16 protein-coding genes and 1 tRNA gene are annotated in these 13,745 nt (G+C 71.4%); 8 read left to right on the forward strand and 9 right to left on the reverse strand.

Annotation, left to right across the window (positions count from 1 at the left end):
- Positions 1–51 precede the first annotated feature (51 nt).
- Complete coding sequence (locus CP982_RS22510) at positions 52–552, reverse strand: MarR family winged helix-turn-helix transcriptional regulator (RefSeq protein ID WP_150512174.1); 501 nt, start codon at positions 550–552, stop codon at positions 52–54.
- A gap of 101 nt (positions 553–653) precedes the next feature.
- Between CP982_RS22510 and CP982_RS22515 the strand changes: the two genes are divergently transcribed.
- The 3 genes from CP982_RS22515 (at position 654) to CP982_RS22520 (ending at position 4,867) form a co-directional block, all read left to right on the forward strand.
- Entirely contained in the window at positions 654–1,427 is a 774-nt protein-coding gene (locus CP982_RS22515; RefSeq protein ID WP_150512175.1) for a 3-oxoacyl-ACP reductase family protein, read from the forward strand.
- Positions 1,428–1,556: 129 nt separating this feature from the next.
- Positions 1,557–1,679, forward strand: a complete 123-nt coding sequence (locus tag CP982_RS42980; RefSeq protein WP_260422877.1) for a hypothetical protein — start codon at positions 1,557–1,559, stop codon at positions 1,677–1,679.
- A gap of 113 nt (positions 1,680–1,792) precedes the next feature.
- A complete protein-coding gene (locus tag CP982_RS22520) occupies positions 1,793–4,867 on the forward strand; it encodes a P-loop NTPase family protein (protein WP_150512176.1) in 3,075 nt (1,024 codons plus the stop codon).
- Positions 4,868–4,872: 5 nt separating this feature from the next.
- On the opposite strand, the gene CP982_RS22525 is transcribed toward CP982_RS22520, so the two are convergent.
- The 6 genes from CP982_RS22525 to CP982_RS22550 form a co-directional block, all read right to left on the reverse strand.
- The gene (locus CP982_RS22525; protein ID WP_150512177.1) at positions 4,873–5,226 is read right to left on the reverse strand and encodes a helix-turn-helix domain-containing protein; all 354 of its coding nucleotides are present in this window, start codon (positions 5,224–5,226) and stop codon (positions 4,873–4,875) included.
- Positions 5,227–5,419: 193 nt separating this feature from the next.
- Positions 5,420–5,731: an SCO5918 family protein gene (locus CP982_RS22530; RefSeq protein WP_150512178.1), complete on the reverse strand. Its 312-nt coding sequence runs from the start codon at positions 5,729–5,731 to the stop codon at positions 5,420–5,422.
- Between the two features lie 53 nt (positions 5,732–5,784).
- On the reverse strand, positions 5,785–6,132 hold the full coding sequence (locus tag CP982_RS22535) for a CBS domain-containing protein (protein ID WP_184925119.1): 348 nt from the start codon (positions 6,130–6,132) through the stop codon (positions 5,785–5,787).
- Positions 6,133–6,196: 64 nt separating this feature from the next.
- Complete coding sequence (locus CP982_RS22540) at positions 6,197–7,582, reverse strand: DEAD/DEAH box helicase (protein ID WP_184925117.1); 1,386 nt, start codon at positions 7,580–7,582, stop codon at positions 6,197–6,199.
- 209 nt (positions 7,583–7,791) lie between these two features.
- Positions 7,792–7,995, reverse strand: coding sequence for a cold-shock protein (locus CP982_RS22545; protein ID WP_150512179.1), 204 nt, complete (start codon positions 7,993–7,995; stop codon positions 7,792–7,794).
- 585 nt (positions 7,996–8,580) lie between these two features.
- Positions 8,581–8,982, reverse strand: coding sequence for an ATP-binding protein (locus CP982_RS22550; RefSeq protein ID WP_150512180.1), 402 nt, complete (start codon positions 8,980–8,982; stop codon positions 8,581–8,583).
- Between the two features lie 315 nt (positions 8,983–9,297).
- On the opposite strand from CP982_RS22550, the gene CP982_RS22555 reads away from it, so the two are divergent.
- Positions 9,298–10,401 carry a helix-turn-helix domain-containing protein gene (locus CP982_RS22555; protein WP_150512181.1) on the forward strand — a complete coding sequence of 368 codons (1,104 nt, stop codon included), beginning with the start codon at positions 9,298–9,300 and terminating at the stop codon, positions 10,399–10,401.
- Positions 10,402–10,417: 16 nt separating this feature from the next.
- Positions 10,418–11,086 carry a YdcF family protein gene (locus CP982_RS22560; protein ID WP_150512182.1) on the forward strand — a complete coding sequence of 223 codons (669 nt, stop codon included), beginning with the start codon at positions 10,418–10,420 and terminating at the stop codon, positions 11,084–11,086.
- A gap of 364 nt (positions 11,087–11,450) precedes the next feature.
- On the opposite strand, the gene CP982_RS42155 is transcribed toward CP982_RS22560, so the two are convergent.
- Positions 11,451–11,765 (reverse strand): S1 domain-containing protein, encoded by a 315-nt coding sequence (locus CP982_RS42155; protein ID WP_212669197.1) that lies wholly within the window; start codon positions 11,763–11,765, stop codon positions 11,451–11,453.
- 114 nt (positions 11,766–11,879) lie between these two features.
- On the opposite strand from CP982_RS42155, the gene CP982_RS22570 reads away from it, so the two are divergent.
- Positions 11,880–12,404, forward strand: coding sequence for an NUDIX domain-containing protein (locus CP982_RS22570; protein WP_150512183.1), 525 nt, complete (start codon positions 11,880–11,882; stop codon positions 12,402–12,404).
- 66 nt (positions 12,405–12,470) lie between these two features.
- Here CP982_RS22570 and CP982_RS22575 read toward each other — a convergent pair.
- A tRNA-Gly gene (locus CP982_RS22575) sits at positions 12,471–12,541 on the reverse strand.
- Between the two features lie 306 nt (positions 12,542–12,847).
- On the opposite strand from CP982_RS22575, the gene CP982_RS41825 reads away from it, so the two are divergent.
- Positions 12,848–13,006: a hypothetical protein gene (locus CP982_RS41825; protein WP_170316473.1), complete on the forward strand. Its 159-nt coding sequence runs from the start codon at positions 12,848–12,850 to the stop codon at positions 13,004–13,006.
- Positions 13,007–13,164: 158 nt separating this feature from the next.
- Positions 13,165–13,740, forward strand: coding sequence for a dCTP deaminase (gene dcd, locus CP982_RS22580; RefSeq protein WP_150512184.1), 576 nt, complete (start codon positions 13,165–13,167; stop codon positions 13,738–13,740).
- Positions 13,741–13,745: the final 5 nt, after the last annotated feature.

The following is a 13,745-nucleotide window of genomic DNA, read 5'->3' on the forward strand; positions in this document are numbered from 1 at the left end:
ATCAACGAGCGTAGGGGCAAAAGGGCCCGGGGCGAGCGGCCGGCGGGGGTTTCAGGCCCCGGTCGGCTCAAAACCGATCCGGCAGGGCCCGTCCGTCGGCGTCCGCACCTTGGCCACCACGGCGTCGCACAGGTCACCGAAGGCGGCGAGCTGCTCGGGCGTCATCGCGTCGACGAACCACTCGCGCACGTGCGCGACATGGCGCGGGGCCGCCGCCTCTATCGCCGCCCGGCCGGTGTCGGTCAGGACGACGTCGGCGTACCTGCTGTCCTCCGCCGACGCCTCACGACGCAGCAGGCCACGCCGCTCCATGCGGCTCAGATGGTGCGAGAGGCGGCTCTTCTCCCAGCCGGTCTCCCTGCCGAGGGCGGTGGCCCGGGCGCGCCCGCGCGGCGCTTCGGAGAGCGCGACCAGGATCTGGTAGTCGGGGGACGACAGGCCGCCCTCGTCCTGGAGGTGCGCGTTCAGGCGCGTGAGCAGAGCCGTGTGCATGGAGACGAAGCTCCGCCACGCGCGCTGTTGTTCGTCGCTCAGCCACCCGGAATCGCCCATGGCGCGATTCTACGCGTTCAGGTTGACGTATCAACCTATCGGGCCTAGCTTCGGGTTGACGTATCAACCGGTGGTCGAAGCGCCGAACGAGGGGCAGTCGCATGACGAGCACACGGACGCGGGACGCATCCCCCGACGGTTCCCTCGGCGGAAAGGTCGCCCTGGTGACCGGCGGGAGCCGGGGCATCGGCGCGGCCATCGCGCGCCGCCTCGCCCGCGAGGGCGCGGCCGTGGCGATCACCTACCACTCGTCGCCCGGCCGCGCGGACGGCGTCGTCGCGGACATCGAGTCCGAGGGCGGCAGGGCGGTGGCGATCGCCGCGGACTCGGGCGACGCGGAGGCGGTCCGCGCGGCGGTCACCGGCACGGTCGCCGCCTTCGGCCGCCTGGACATCCTGGTGAACAACGCGGGCGTCGGCACGATGGGCCCGCTCGGCGAGCTCACCGTCGACGACTTCGACCGGGACGTCGCGGTGAACGTGCGCGCGGTGTGGGTGGCCTCGCAGGAAGCCCTGCGGCACCTGGGCGACGGCGGCCGGATCATCTCGATCGGTAGCGTCTTCGCCGACCGCATGCCGTTCCCGAACGGCACGACGTACGCCCTGACCAAGGCGGCCGTCGCCGGATTCACCCGCGCGCTCGCCCGGGAGCTGGGCCCGAGGGCGATCACGGTCAACAACGTCCAGCCCGGCCCGGTGGCGACCGACACCAACCCGCCCGAGGGCCCCGTCGCCGACGTCATGACCGGCCTGACCCCGGCCGCCCGCTACGCGACCCCGGACGAACTGACCGGCCTGATCGTCTACTTGGCGGGCCCCGAGGCGGCGTACGTGACGGGCGCGACGATCAACATCGACGGCGGCTTCACGACCTGAGCGCGGCCGGTGCCCGGGCGTGCGCGGCGGCTCGTCTCAACTCGTCCACGGGGCGAGCCGGTCCGCGACAGTAGGTCCTGGCCGGCGATCCGGTCGGCCGCCCGAGCGCACCGAGACAGGAGCCCCGTCATGCCCCGACGCCCCCTGAGCCGTCGTGAGCGGCTGACCCTGCTGGGATTCGTCCTCAGCGGACTCGTGTCCGCCCTCGTCGGAGCGGCCGCCGACGAGACCTTCCGGGCGCTGGTGTCCTGAGCGGCTCCCCTCGGACGCCCTGTCCGCCCGGACGCCCCGTGCCCCGTGCCCTGTCCGCGGCCGAATCCGTGACTCTCCCGGCGGCCGCGCCTCCCACACGCAAGGATGCTTCGATGACCGGTCGCAAGAGTGGTGCGCGGCAAGGGAGCCAGCGACGGATTCCGCAGCCGCTGGGCGTGACTCCCGCGCCGCTGCGGGACTTGAAGGAGTACGTCTACCAGCTCTACGTGGACGCCGGCGCGCCCGCGACACAGCGCATGGCGGAGGAGATCGGGCAGGACGACGCCCTTCCTGGCAGCCCGTCGAAGGCCACCATCCACCGGATCATCGGCTCCACGGAACTCCCGACGGGCCAGGAGGACGTCGTCTCCGTCGCCCTCCTCCTCGCCCGGTGGGCGGGCCGGGAGGAGGGCCGGGCGGGGACGCTGGTCCGCCGGATGTGGTTCGCCGCCCAGCTCGCCCAGCCCCTCGGCAGCCCCGTCGTCGACCTCGACCCCTTCGCCCTCGAGGTGCACCGGGCGATCAGCGTGCCCGGGGAGCGGGCGCTGCCGCGCCTTCCCGCGTACGTGCCGAGGGACCACGACGCGGCGCTCGGCGACCTCGTGGACCGGGCGACCGGCGGCGAGAGCCTCATGGTCACGCTGGTCGGCGAGTCCTCGACCGGGAAGACCCGCGCCTGCTGGGAGGTGCTGCGCCGCCTTCCGCAGGGGTGGCGGGTGTGGCACCCCTTCGACCCGACGCGCCCGGACGCCGCGCTCGTGCACCTCGCGGAGGTCGGCGCGCAGACGGTGATCTGGCTCAACGAGATCCAGCACTACCTCCTCGCCCCCGACGCGAAGACCGCCGAGGGCATCGCCGCGGGCCTGCGCTCGCTCCTGACCGACCGGCGGCGCGGCCCGGTCCTCGTCCTCGCCACCATCTGGCCCCGGTTCTGGGAGACCTTGACGCTGCCCTCGGCCACCGGCGCCGACGACCGCTTCGAGCAGCAGCGCAAGCTCCTCACCGGGCTCGGCCGGTGCGTGGTGGTGCCCAAGGCGTTCACCGAGCACGACCTGCGCCAGGCGCGGCAGCGGGCACGCGACGACCCGCGCCTCGCCAGCGCCCTGGCCGGGGCGACCGACGGGGAGATCACCCAGTTCCTCGCCGGTGTCCCGGAGCTCATGCGCCGCTATCTGTGCGCGCCCCCCGCGCAGAAGGCGCTGATCCACGCCGCCATGGACTACCGCAGGCTGGGGCACGGCCCCGTGCTCCCGCACGAGCTGCTCGCCGAGGCCGCCGAGGGCTATCTGCGCGACCAGGAGCGGGGCCTGCGCGGCAGCCGCTGGTTGGAGGAGGCCCTGGCGCACTGCGCCATGCCGTGCCACGGCGTGCCGGGACCGCTGACGCCCGTGGCGGCCCGCAGCGGCGCGCTCACCGCCCGGGCCTACCGGCTCGCGGACTACCTGGAGCAGTACGGCCGCGTCGACCGCCGCCTCATGAGCCCCCCGGCCGCCTTCTGGCGCGCGGCGGTCCGCCGCTGCCCGCACACCGACGACAGCGTCGCCCTCGCGCGCGCCGCACAGCGCAGGGGCCGCCTCCAGATCGCCGCGTCCCTCTACGGCCGGGCCCTGCAGGCCGGGAACACCGACGTGCGGCCCGAGTTGGGCCGCCTCGCCGAGGGCGTCGGCGACCTCGACCGGGCGAAGGACTTCTACGAGGCCGCGTGGGAGGACGACCACCGGGCGCACTGGGAACTCGTCCGGCTGCGCCAGCTCAAGGGCGAACCCGGCCGGGCGGAGGAGCTGGCCCACGAGGCCGCCAACCAGGGCGACAGCTCCTGTCTGACCCGGCTCGTCCGGCTCCGCCAGGAGGCCGGGGACGAGGAGGGCGCCCAGCGCCTGACGCGGAACGCCGCCGCCAGCGGAAAGATCCGGACGTACGCGGGGCTCGCCCGCTCCAGGGAGGAGGCGGGGGACCGGCGGGGCGCCGAGGAACTCGCCTTCCTCGCCCTGACCCGGACCGGCAGCACGTACGCGCTCTCCGACCTGGTGGGCCTGCGCGAGAAGGCGGGCGAAGGGGCGGCGGCGGAGCGCCTGGTCCGCGCGGCCGCCGCCGGGGGCAAGGTGCGCCCGGCCTTCCGCCTCGCCGGGCTGCGGCGCCAGGCCGGGGACCGCGAGGGCGCGGCCCGCGCCCTCGACCTCGCCGCGGACGCGGGCAGCATCTTCGCCCTGACGGAGCTGGCCCGCCTCAAGCGGCGGTGGGGCGACAGCGACGGGGCCGAGCGGTTCCTGGGCACCGCCGTGCGCCAGGGCAGCGTGTACGCCCTGACCGAGCTGGCCCGCCTGCGCGAGAAGGCCGGGGACCGGGAGGCCGCGGTGCGCCTCTACCGCAGCGCGGCCTCGGCCGGCAGCTCGGACGCGCTCGCCCACCTCGCCCTGCTCAAGGAGGAGGAGGGCGCGGGCGCGGAGGCCGAGAGCATGGCGTGCGGCGCGGCGGGCGGCGGCAGCACCTTCGCGCTCCTCGAACTGTCCTGGCTGCGCGAGAAGAACAGCGACTCCGAAGGCGCCGAACGCCTGGCCCACACCGCCAACCGCGCGGGCAACTCCGGTGCGTTGGTCCTCCTCGCCCGGCTGCGCGAGAAGTCCGGCGACAAGGCCGGAGCCGAGGCCCTCGTCCTGCGCGCCGCGCGGGCCGGGGACGCCCAGGTGCTCAACGAGTTCGTGCTGCGCCGGGAGAAGAGCGGCGACAGCGAGGGCGCCGAACGCCTGGCCGCGGCCGGCGGCGGCCGCGTCCTGCTGCAACTGGCCCGCCTGTGGGAGTCGGACGGCCGCAAGTCCGAGGCGGAGCGCCTCTACCAGCGCGCCGCCGACCTGGGCCGCACCCGGGCCCTCGGCGAGCTGGCCCGCCTCAAACAGCAGTCCGGCGACCACGAGGCCGCCGAACACCACGCCCGCGCCGCCGCCCGCGCGGGGCACGTCGAGGCCCTCTCCGACCTGGCGGAGCTCTGCGCCCACCGCGGCTCACCGGCCGAGGCCGACCGCCTCTACCGCCTGGCGGTCGACGCGGGCCACGACGCGTCCCTCCCCACCTGGTCGGCCCTCCGCGCCCGCACCACCCCGCGCTGGCGCGACCTCCCGCGCTACGGCCTCACGGCAGAGGGAGAGCTGTCGGGTCCGTGGTGCTTCGCTCCGCGGCGGGGGCACGGGTGACGCGGTCAGCTCGGGCCGGGGCCGGAACGGTGGTCGGACGCGGCGTCCGCGGCACGGCGGTACTCGGCGTTGATGCGCTGAGCGTCCTCAAGCTGGTCCTCGAGGATGACGATGCGGCACGCGGCCTCGATCGGGGTCCCTTGGTCGACGAGCTCGCGGGCGCGGGCGGCGATGCGCAGTTGGTAGCGCGAGTACCGGCGATGTCCGCCCTCCGAGCGCAGCGGAGTGATCAGACGGGCCTCACCGATGGCTCGCAGGAAGCCAGGGGTGGTGCCGAGCATTTCGGCGGCCCTGCCCATCGTGTACGCGGGGTAGTCGTCGTCGTCCAGACGGCCACTGAGTGGATTATCTGCTGCCATGTCACCTCGTTGTGCAACGCGTCGAGGGGCCCCGCTGCCGTACGGCACCAGGGCCCCGAGGGGAATTCAACACCATCCGTCGGCCCTCGAGCGGTGCCGACCTTCTGTTTGCGGTCATACGACAGCGAGGGCCCTGCCGACGCGCGTCGGCAGGGCCCTCGCCGGGCCTCTCGTGGCGGGCTCTCCGCCGGTCTCACACCTTCTCGGGGGTGCCCCCGAGCAGCGCCGCCGCGCTCTCGAACGGGGTGGGGGCGCTCGCCGGGGCGGTCCCGGGGTGCTCGTCGCAGCTGAAGCCGAGGCGGGTCATGGCCCGGACGACCTCGCCGCTGGTGAAGTCGCGGGGGTCCTGCCGGGTGATGATCCGGCCCACCTGCTTGACCGGGTAGCGGCGGCGGCCGATGGTCACGGACGCACCCGTGACGACCTCGGGCATGATGCCCTTCATCGAGGCCAGCACCCCGTTCTTGGTCAGCTCGAACGGGTAGCGGGCGATGACACAGCGCATGATGCCTCACAGGGAAGAAGTAGGACGGGGACGGGCTGACCGGGCGGGGAGAGTCAGCCGGCGAGCGTGCGGATGCCCGTAGTCCGGTCGTACTCGCCGACGGCGGTGGACCGGGGGCCGGGCAGGAGGCACGGTCCGGTGACCACGTCCCGCAGCCGGAGCCGGTCCGTGTAGGCGGGGCTGCCGCGGAGAACGGCAAGCCCTGCCAGGGTGACCAGGCCCGTGCTCTGCTCGTCCCCGTCGCAGAGGACGAGGTGATCGACACGGGCACCGGCCATGAGGGACAGGGCCACCTCGACCGTCATGTCGTCACAGACCCGCGGTCCGACCGCGTCCCTTCCGCCGACGACGGCCTCAGGGGCGGGGGCCACTCCACGGTGCTGCGTCCGAACAGGCGTCATAGGTGCCTCCTGGAGAGGGGTGGGTTTCTTGCGGGGCAAGGGGCGGGCCGGTGGCCCGGCGGCTCTAGGCGGCCCTGGAGCGCGCCGCTTCGCCGAAGGGCCGCTCCTGTCCGGCCGGGCCTCGTCGCCCCCGGCGGCTCCGGGACCGTTCCACGTCCGGCGCGGTGATGACGACCGGGACACCGGAAGGGGCCTGGGCGCCGGTGATGCGGCTCAGCTCCTCCTCGCCCGATCGCACCCGGGCGACCTGGGGGGTGATGCCCGCCGAGGCCATCAGCCGGCGCACCGCGCGGCGCTGGCCGGGAGTCACCAGGGTGACGACGCTGCCGGACTCGCCCGCGCGGGCCGTGCGACCGCCGCGGTGCAGGTAGTCCTTGTGGTCACCGGGCGGATCCACGTTGACGACCAGGTCGAGATGGTCGACGTGGATCCCGCGCGCCGCGACGTTGGTCGCCACCAGGACGGTCACGTGCCCGCTCTTGAACCGGGCCAGGGTCCGCGTGCGCTGCGGCTGGGACTTGCCGCCGTGCAGGGCCGCGGCACGGACACCGTTGCTCAGCAGGTGCCTGGTCAGCCGGTCGGCCGCGTGCTTGGTGTCCAGGAACATGATCACGCGGCCGTCCCGCGCGGCGATCTCGGTGGTCGTCCGCTGCTTGTCCGCGTCGTGTACGTGGAGGACGTGGTGCTCCATCGTGGTGACCGCGCCCGCCGACGGGTCGACGGAGTGGACCACCGGGTCCACCAGATAGCGGCGGACCAGCAGGTCGACGTCGCGGTCCAGAGTGGCCGAGAAGAGCATCCGCTGCCCGTCCGGACGCACCCGGTCGAGCAGGGCGGTGACCTGCGGTACGAAGCCCATGTCGGCCATCTGGTCGGCCTCGTCGAGGACCGTGATGCCGACGTCGTCCAGCCGGCATGCGCCGCGGTCGACGAGGTCCTTGAGCCGCCCCGGCGTCGCGACGACGACCTCGACCCCGGCGCGCAGCGCACCGGTCTGCCTGTTGAGGGACATCCCGCCGACGACGGTGGCGAGCCGCAGGCTCACGGCACGGGCGTACGGAGCGAGCGCGTCGGTGACCTGCTGCGCGAGTTCGCGGGTGGGGACGAGGACGAGGGCGAGCGGCTGCCGCGGCTCGGCACGCCGTCCTGCCGTACGGGCCAGGGTGGCGAGGCCGAAGGCGAGGGTCTTGCCCGAGCCGGTGCGGCCACGGCCGAGCACGTCACGGCCGGCCAGGGTGTTCGGCAGGGTCGCCGCCTGGATCGGGAACGGCACGGTCACACCTTCACGGCCGAGCTCGGCCAACAGCCGCGCGGGCAGGGCGAGATCGGCGAACGCCTCGACGGCGGGCAGCGCGGGCGTGCCCGTCCCCGGCGATACCGGATCGCAGGACCGGGAATTGCGCGGAATGCCGGAGCGGTCAGGGCTGCGTGTGGTGCGCCTGCGATTCAAGCGGAACCTTCCTCGATACGGCGATACGGCGATACGGCGATACGGCGCGTAACAAGGAATTCCCGCAGCGGAGGACAGCGCAGAGAATCGCGAGAACGAGCCGAAGTGATGGGGAAGCGACGGGGAACCGTGCCCTGAAACGCAGCGAGCTGGGGCCCGCACCCCAAGGTGCGGGCCCCAGCTGCGAAGTATGCGCGTCGCTACCGGTGTCAGGCGGGGACGATGTTCTCGGCCGTCGGGCCCTTCTGGCCCTGCGCGATGTCGAACGACACCTTCTGGCCTTCCTGCAGCTCGCGGAAGCCCTGGGTGGCGATGTTCGAGTAGTGGGCGAAGACGTCGGGGCCGCCACCCTCCTGCTCGATGAAGCCGAAGCCCTTTTCCGCGTTGAACCACTTCACGGTGCCATTAGACATATCAATTCTCCTTCGGAGGCGGTTTCAGGAATTCACTGTCAGAATTCCGTGTCGCCGTGATGATTACCTCGTCGGGAAATGATCCTGCTGGCAACCACACTTGCAACTGCTTTCGACAGTAGCACGGTGCGCCCCGCCGTGTGCGGCCAATAATTCAAAATCCGCCCGACAGTCGCGAAATACTCGCAAGGCCCCCCGCCTATTTCTCATTTCGCGGCCACAGATTTGCTCCCCACCGGCCACAGCCTTCCTGCCACACACACCGCCGCAACCCCTGTGACCTCCCACGACGCATCCCGCCCCGCCCTCACGGCCAGCCACCCCCGCCCGGCCCCCGTCAGCCACGGCGCGACAACAAATTCACCCCGAAGCGCCGTCCCCGAGGGCGAAGCCCTGCCGACGCGGCCTCACTGACAGCCCTGCGCCGCGCACGGCAGGAAGCCCCTGTACCCGCCCGATGATGGGCGTACTACCTCTCGAAGAGAGGCACTGCTCGGGGCGGACGCTCCGCCGACGGCGCGGACGAAGGCGGGGCGCTCGGGCAGCAGACGCGCGGGCAGGGCGATGTTCGGCAGGCGAGAGGGATCAGCGTGGCTTCCCTCCTGCGCCCTTGAAGCAGGACCAGACGACCTTCCCGGCCGGGGTGCGGTCCTCCACCCCCCATCCGTCGGAGAGCGCGACCACCAGTGTCAGGCCCCGTCCGGAGGGTTCATCTGCGGACGGCGCACGCACGGTGGGCCGCCGACGACGGCTGTCTTGCACTTCCAGGCGTACGACGTCGTCATCGGAACGGAGCCTGACGAGAAACCCCTGTCCTGGATCGGTGCCGTGGACCACGGCATTAGTGGCGAGCTCGGACAGGCAGAGACGAATGTCCTCAGCGCGGGCGATCAGACCCCAGTTGTCCAACGCCTTGGCCACGAACTCCCGCGCCTCACGCACTGATTCAGGTCGCGCGGCGAAGAGCTGTTGTGTCGACGCGATCATCCCGTGCCCCCCTTTCGTCGACCCGAACGCGCGCCGGCTTCCGGACTTGCTCGGCTCTATGGCTTTCGGCTCCAGGTGGGAGAGGGGCGGGGCGATGAGACCGTAGGTGTCTGCAATACACGATGGGGCCGTTGACTGGGCGATGCTCCGTGAGGGGTTCCATGGTTTCGACCGTCCGGGCTCGGCGAAGTGGTAGCCACTTGAGCATTCCGGAGCGCCAACTCATGGGGAATCACCGGCCGTTCTACTTCCGCTCCACTTCCGTCCCGTCGATTGCACGTGTCTGCTTCGATGACCGGTGGAAGGGAGGGAAGCGTGGCGACCGTGCACCACTGGACCGGCCTGGAAGCCAGAGCCCTACGGCTTGCCCTGCGCATGAGTGTGCGGGGCTTCGCCCAGCGCCTCGGACTCGCGGTCGCGACCGTGTCGAAGTGGGAGAAGCTCCTGGCCGCCACGGAGCCCCGGCCCGATACCCAGGCCATCCTCGACACCGCGCTAGGCCGCGCAGACTCCTCCGTGCACCTGCGCTTCGAAACGATCCTGTCGGAGACCGGCGGTCGCGCGGGGTCGGCGGCCGGGTGCCGGGTGACGGCCGCCGGTCCCAGAGCCTGGGAGTACGAGTCCTGGACCGACGACCTGGACCGTACTTCCGTAGCCCTGTCCCGGCAGGACTTCACCTTCGCCGACAGCCTGCTGGCCAGGTGGCTGAACCGCTTCAGAGCCACCGAACTGGATGACAAGGGCCTATATCTCTACGCCCGCTCCACCGCACTCCTCGGAGATCTCAAGCGTGATCAGGGGTGCGTACTCGGACCGCTGTCCGCCCACCATGCGTACAGGGACGCGCGCTCGGTCTTCACCCATCTCGACATCCCCCGCCGCGTCGCCCAGCTCGACCTGTCCCTCGCGGTCGTCGCGGAGATGTCCGGCAAGCTGGACACAGCCGCTCACACCTACCAGAACCTCGCCGTAGACGAGCGGCTGTCCCGGCGGGACCGGACCAGAGCCAGGCTCTGGGTGGGAACCGCACTGAGCAAGGACGGGCACCACGACTACGCGACCCGTGTCATGCAGGCCGCGACCCGCGAGTTCGAGGACCTGTCCGAACCCGACGACTGGTCGGTGGCACACCAGAAACTCGCCCTTGCCCGTCGAGGCGCCGGTGATCTCACCCAGGCCCTCTACTTCATCGACATCGCCCGCCGCAGCGGGTGCACTGACTCACCGATGCAATGCGTACGCATGGACACCGCTCACGGCCACGTCCTGCTTTCCGACAGGGCGACCCGGGATGATGGGCTTCACGTCCTCGACCAGGCTGCTGGAACAGCCGCGCAGTACGGCCTCGTGCACCAACTGCGCAGTATCGAGAGCGTGAAGGCCAGCAGTGAGGGGCCGGGAGGGCTCCGGCAACGGTGATCAGGGAGACCAACGCGTGAGCGACAACCAGAAGGCCATCACCGAGGACCAGTGGCACCAGGCGAAGCTGGTCTGGGACCACCATCAGATGCACCACGAGGCTCGAGCGGCCGACGTGGCGATCGGCTTGGGCAGTCATGATCTCGGTGTGGCCACCCACGCAGCCGAGCTCTACCGCAGGGGGCTCTGCCCGCTCCTGGTCTTCACCGGCGGCAACAGTCCCACCACCCGGTCCCGCTTCCCGCGCGGCGAGGCCGTGCACTATCGCGAGCACGCCATCGACCTCGGCGTCCCCGCCTCCGCGATCCTGCTGGAGCCGAACGCCGCGAACACCGGGCAGAACATCACCCTCTCCCGCGACGTTCTTGCCGCCGTCGGCGTCACCCCGACCACCGCGCTGCTGGTCTCCAAGCCCTACATGGAACGACGATCGTTCGCGACCGCCCGCAAGCTGTGGCCCGAGGTCGAGATCGTGTGCGCTTCGGAGCCACTGGAATTCGACGACTACCTCAAGAGCATCGGCGACGAGAAGCTCGTGGTGGACATGCTCGTCGGCGACCTCCAGCGGGTGATCGAGTACCCGAGGCTCGGCTTCGCCATCGAGCAGGAGGTCCCGCAGGACGTGCATGCCGCGTACGAATCCCTCATCCGCGACGGCTTCACCAGCCGCCTCATCGCTCCCTGACCCCGCCCTCCCAGGAGACTGCGCGCCGCTCACCAGCCCGCCGCCCCGGGCGTGGCCGACGTGCACTGTGGGCGATGGCCACCCGAGGTCCGGCCGCCGTCGCGGCCCAGCTCCGGGCCCTCGCGCTCGGCTGGCGGGCACTCAAGGTCTGGCACGGAGCAGGCACACGCTGAACGACCAGCGCGGACAGCAGAAAGGCCCGGGTCGCTGACCTGGGCCTTCACCATGGATCGGGTGACGAGAATCGAACTCGCGCTCTCAGCTTGGGAAGCTGAGCTCTTTTGGGGCTGTTCGAGGGATGACCTGGGCGAACGGGCGCGTTCTGGTGCGGTGGTGGTGCAGGGCTGCGGCGACCAGGGGGTGATCAGCCGGACACGCGCCATTCATCGAGGCGGACCATCACCTGACAGTTGTGGTCCGCGTGCCAGATCACCTCACCTGCGACGGTGGCCCCCAAGGCAGGCAGCTCCATGCTGCTGGGCATGGCGGTGATTTCGGCGAGGCCGACTGCGTTCGGCACACCATCGAGGTGGAAGAAGACGCCGAACGGTTGTCGGCCGATGACTCGTCCGCTGACGTGAGATCCGAGGGGTAGCGCAGAGACTGTTGCTGGCCAGCACTGGGCTATGGCATCCGGATCTGGAGCCAAGGCGCGGTCCGGCCAACTGAACTCGGGCATGGACCAATCATGGTCAGAGCGACGAGCCTAGTCGACAGTTGGAGCGTTCCGACGCCGCCCGGACGGCGAGAACGGCTCTTCTCGCCGACATCCTCACGCCCCGGAGGACCTGAGATGAAGCCTCCCTCTCCCGCCGACCCAGTGGCCTGGAACGCGTATCTCGCCGAGGGGAACGCCACCCAGCCGCGCAAGCGCGTCGCGGCGGACGTGCTGATCCGGGACGCCGACGGCCGGGTGCTGCTGGTCAAGCCCACGTACAAGCCGGGCTGGGACCTGCCGGGCGGAATGGCCGAGGCCAACGAGCCCCCGCACCAGGCGGCTCTACGGGAGCTGCGGGAAGAACTGGGCCTGCACGTCGCCCCGCTCCGGCTTCTGGTGGTGGACTGGGTCCCGCCCCACGGCCCGTGGGACGACCAGCTGTGCTTCGTCTTCGACGGCGGCGTCCTGCCCCGTGACCGGGCGTCCGCACTCCGCCCGCACGACGAGGAACTGTCCGACACCGCCTTCGCCACCGTCAGCGACGCCCAGGAGCTCCTGCGACCGCGCCTCGGCACGCGCCTCGAAGCCGCGATACGGGCGCTCGCCACCGGGTGTCCCGAGTATCTGCACGACGGCTCCGCGTACCCGGAACACCGCTGACCGGACCGGCGCACCGACGCCCCGGAAAACAACAAACCCCAGGCCACTGACCTGGGGTTTCAGAAGAGCGGGTGACGAGAATCGAACTCGCGCTCTCAGCTTGGGAAGCTGATGTTCTACCATTAAACTACACCCGCGCGGTACACCGGTTGAACCGGTTTCGTACTGTCGCACACTGTACCCCATCCCAGGCCCCGGGCGCCGTGCCGCCCAGGGCCTGGCTGCGCTGCGTGGGCCCGGTGTGACTGCGGGCGAAGGGAGTTGGGGCGTACGGTGGGGGCCGCGCCGAGGCTTCCCCGTGGTTGATTCCGGGGGACGTGTGTGGGGGTCGTGAGGGGCTCCCGAGGGGTCGGAGTGCCGCCTGGAGTGGCGTCCCTTTCATCCCGTAATGTGGCTTTCGTCGTCCGCCAGTTACGGCTTTGGGGAAGGGACTCGTCGACTTGATGGAGCGCACCGTCGTCCGCTGTGCCGAAGGGCACGTGTTCAGCACCGCTTCGTTCCCGATGCAGCAGGCCGACCGGCTCGGGCCGGGACGCCTCATCCGCTGTCCGCGGTGTGCGCGGCTCCGCCATGCGGTGCCGGTGGAGTTCGAGAAGCGGTAGGAGCGAGGGGCGGGAGCGGGTGGTGCGGCCTGGTCGGTCGGCACGGGCCCGTGGCCGGTACCCGCCTACCACCGCTACCGCCAGTACGGCGACAGAGCGCGCGGGTGGCGCATTGCGCAAATTGCGGCCTTCCCGCGCGCTCTGCGTATCCTCGGTGCGTGCTTCTCTCAGACAAGGACATCCGGGCCGAGATCGACTCCGGGCGGGTACGGATCGATCCCTACGACGAATCCATGGTGCAGCCGTCGAGCATCGACGTGCGCCTCGACCGGTACTTCCGGGTGTTCGAGAACCACCGGTACCCGCACATCGATCCGTCCGTGGAGCAGGCGGATCTGACCCGGCTCGTGGAGCCCGAGGGGGACGAGCCGTTCATCCTCCACCCGGGGGAGTTCGTGCTCGCGTCGACGTACGAGGTCATCACGCTGCCCGACGACCTCGCCAGCAGGCTGGAGGGCAAGTCGAGCCTCGGCCGGCTCGGGCTCGTCACGCACTCCACCGCCGGGTTCATCGACCCCGGGTTCTCGGGGCACGTGACCCTGGAGCTCTCGAACCTCGCCACGCTGCCGATCAAGCTCTGGCCGGGGATGAAGATCGGGCAGCTGTGCCTGTTCCGGCTGACCTCGTCCGCCGAGGCCCCGTACGGGTCCGAGCGGTACGGGTCGCGCTACCAGGGACAGCGCGGGCCCACGGCCTCCCGTTCCTTCCTCAACTTCCATCGGACCCAGGTGTGACATCC

Origin of the sequence: Streptomyces spectabilis (genome assembly GCF_008704795.1) — a bacterium.
In the GTDB taxonomy this organism is placed as follows: Bacteria; Actinomycetota; Actinomycetes; order Streptomycetales; family Streptomycetaceae; genus Streptomyces; species Streptomyces spectabilis.

Coding starts and splice junctions, on each gene's coding strand:
- CP982_RS42155 (WP_212669197.1), bottom strand. CDS start 11,765: ATGCCCGAGTTCAGTTGGCCGGACCGCGCCTTGGCTCCAGATCCGGAT.
- CP982_RS22520 (WP_150512176.1), top strand. CDS start 1,793: ATGACCGGTCGCAAGAGTGGTGCGCGGCAAGGGAGCCAGCGACGGATT.
- CP982_RS22530 (WP_150512178.1), bottom strand. CDS start 5,731: ATGCGCTGTGTCATCGCCCGCTACCCGTTCGAGCTGACCAAGAACGGG.
- CP982_RS22515 (WP_150512175.1), top strand. CDS start 654: ATGACGAGCACACGGACGCGGGACGCATCCCCCGACGGTTCCCTCGGC.
- CP982_RS22510 (WP_150512174.1), bottom strand. CDS start 552: ATGGGCGATTCCGGGTGGCTGAGCGACGAACAACAGCGCGCGTGGCGG.
- CP982_RS42980 (WP_260422877.1), top strand. CDS start 1,557: ATGCCCCGACGCCCCCTGAGCCGTCGTGAGCGGCTGACCCTGCTGGGA.
- CP982_RS22570 (WP_150512183.1), top strand. CDS start 11,880: ATGAAGCCTCCCTCTCCCGCCGACCCAGTGGCCTGGAACGCGTATCTC.
- CP982_RS22545 (WP_150512179.1), bottom strand. CDS start 7,995: ATGTCTAATGGCACCGTGAAGTGGTTCAACGCGGAAAAGGGCTTCGGC.
- CP982_RS22535 (WP_184925119.1), bottom strand. CDS start 6,132: ATGACGCCTGTTCGGACGCAGCACCGTGGAGTGGCCCCCGCCCCTGAG.
- CP982_RS22525 (WP_150512177.1), bottom strand. CDS start 5,226: ATGGCAGCAGATAATCCACTCAGTGGCCGTCTGGACGACGACGACTAC.
- CP982_RS41825 (WP_170316473.1), top strand. CDS start 12,848: ATGGAGCGCACCGTCGTCCGCTGTGCCGAAGGGCACGTGTTCAGCACC.
- CP982_RS22550 (WP_150512180.1), bottom strand. CDS start 8,982: ATGATCGCGTCGACACAACAGCTCTTCGCCGCGCGACCTGAATCAGTG.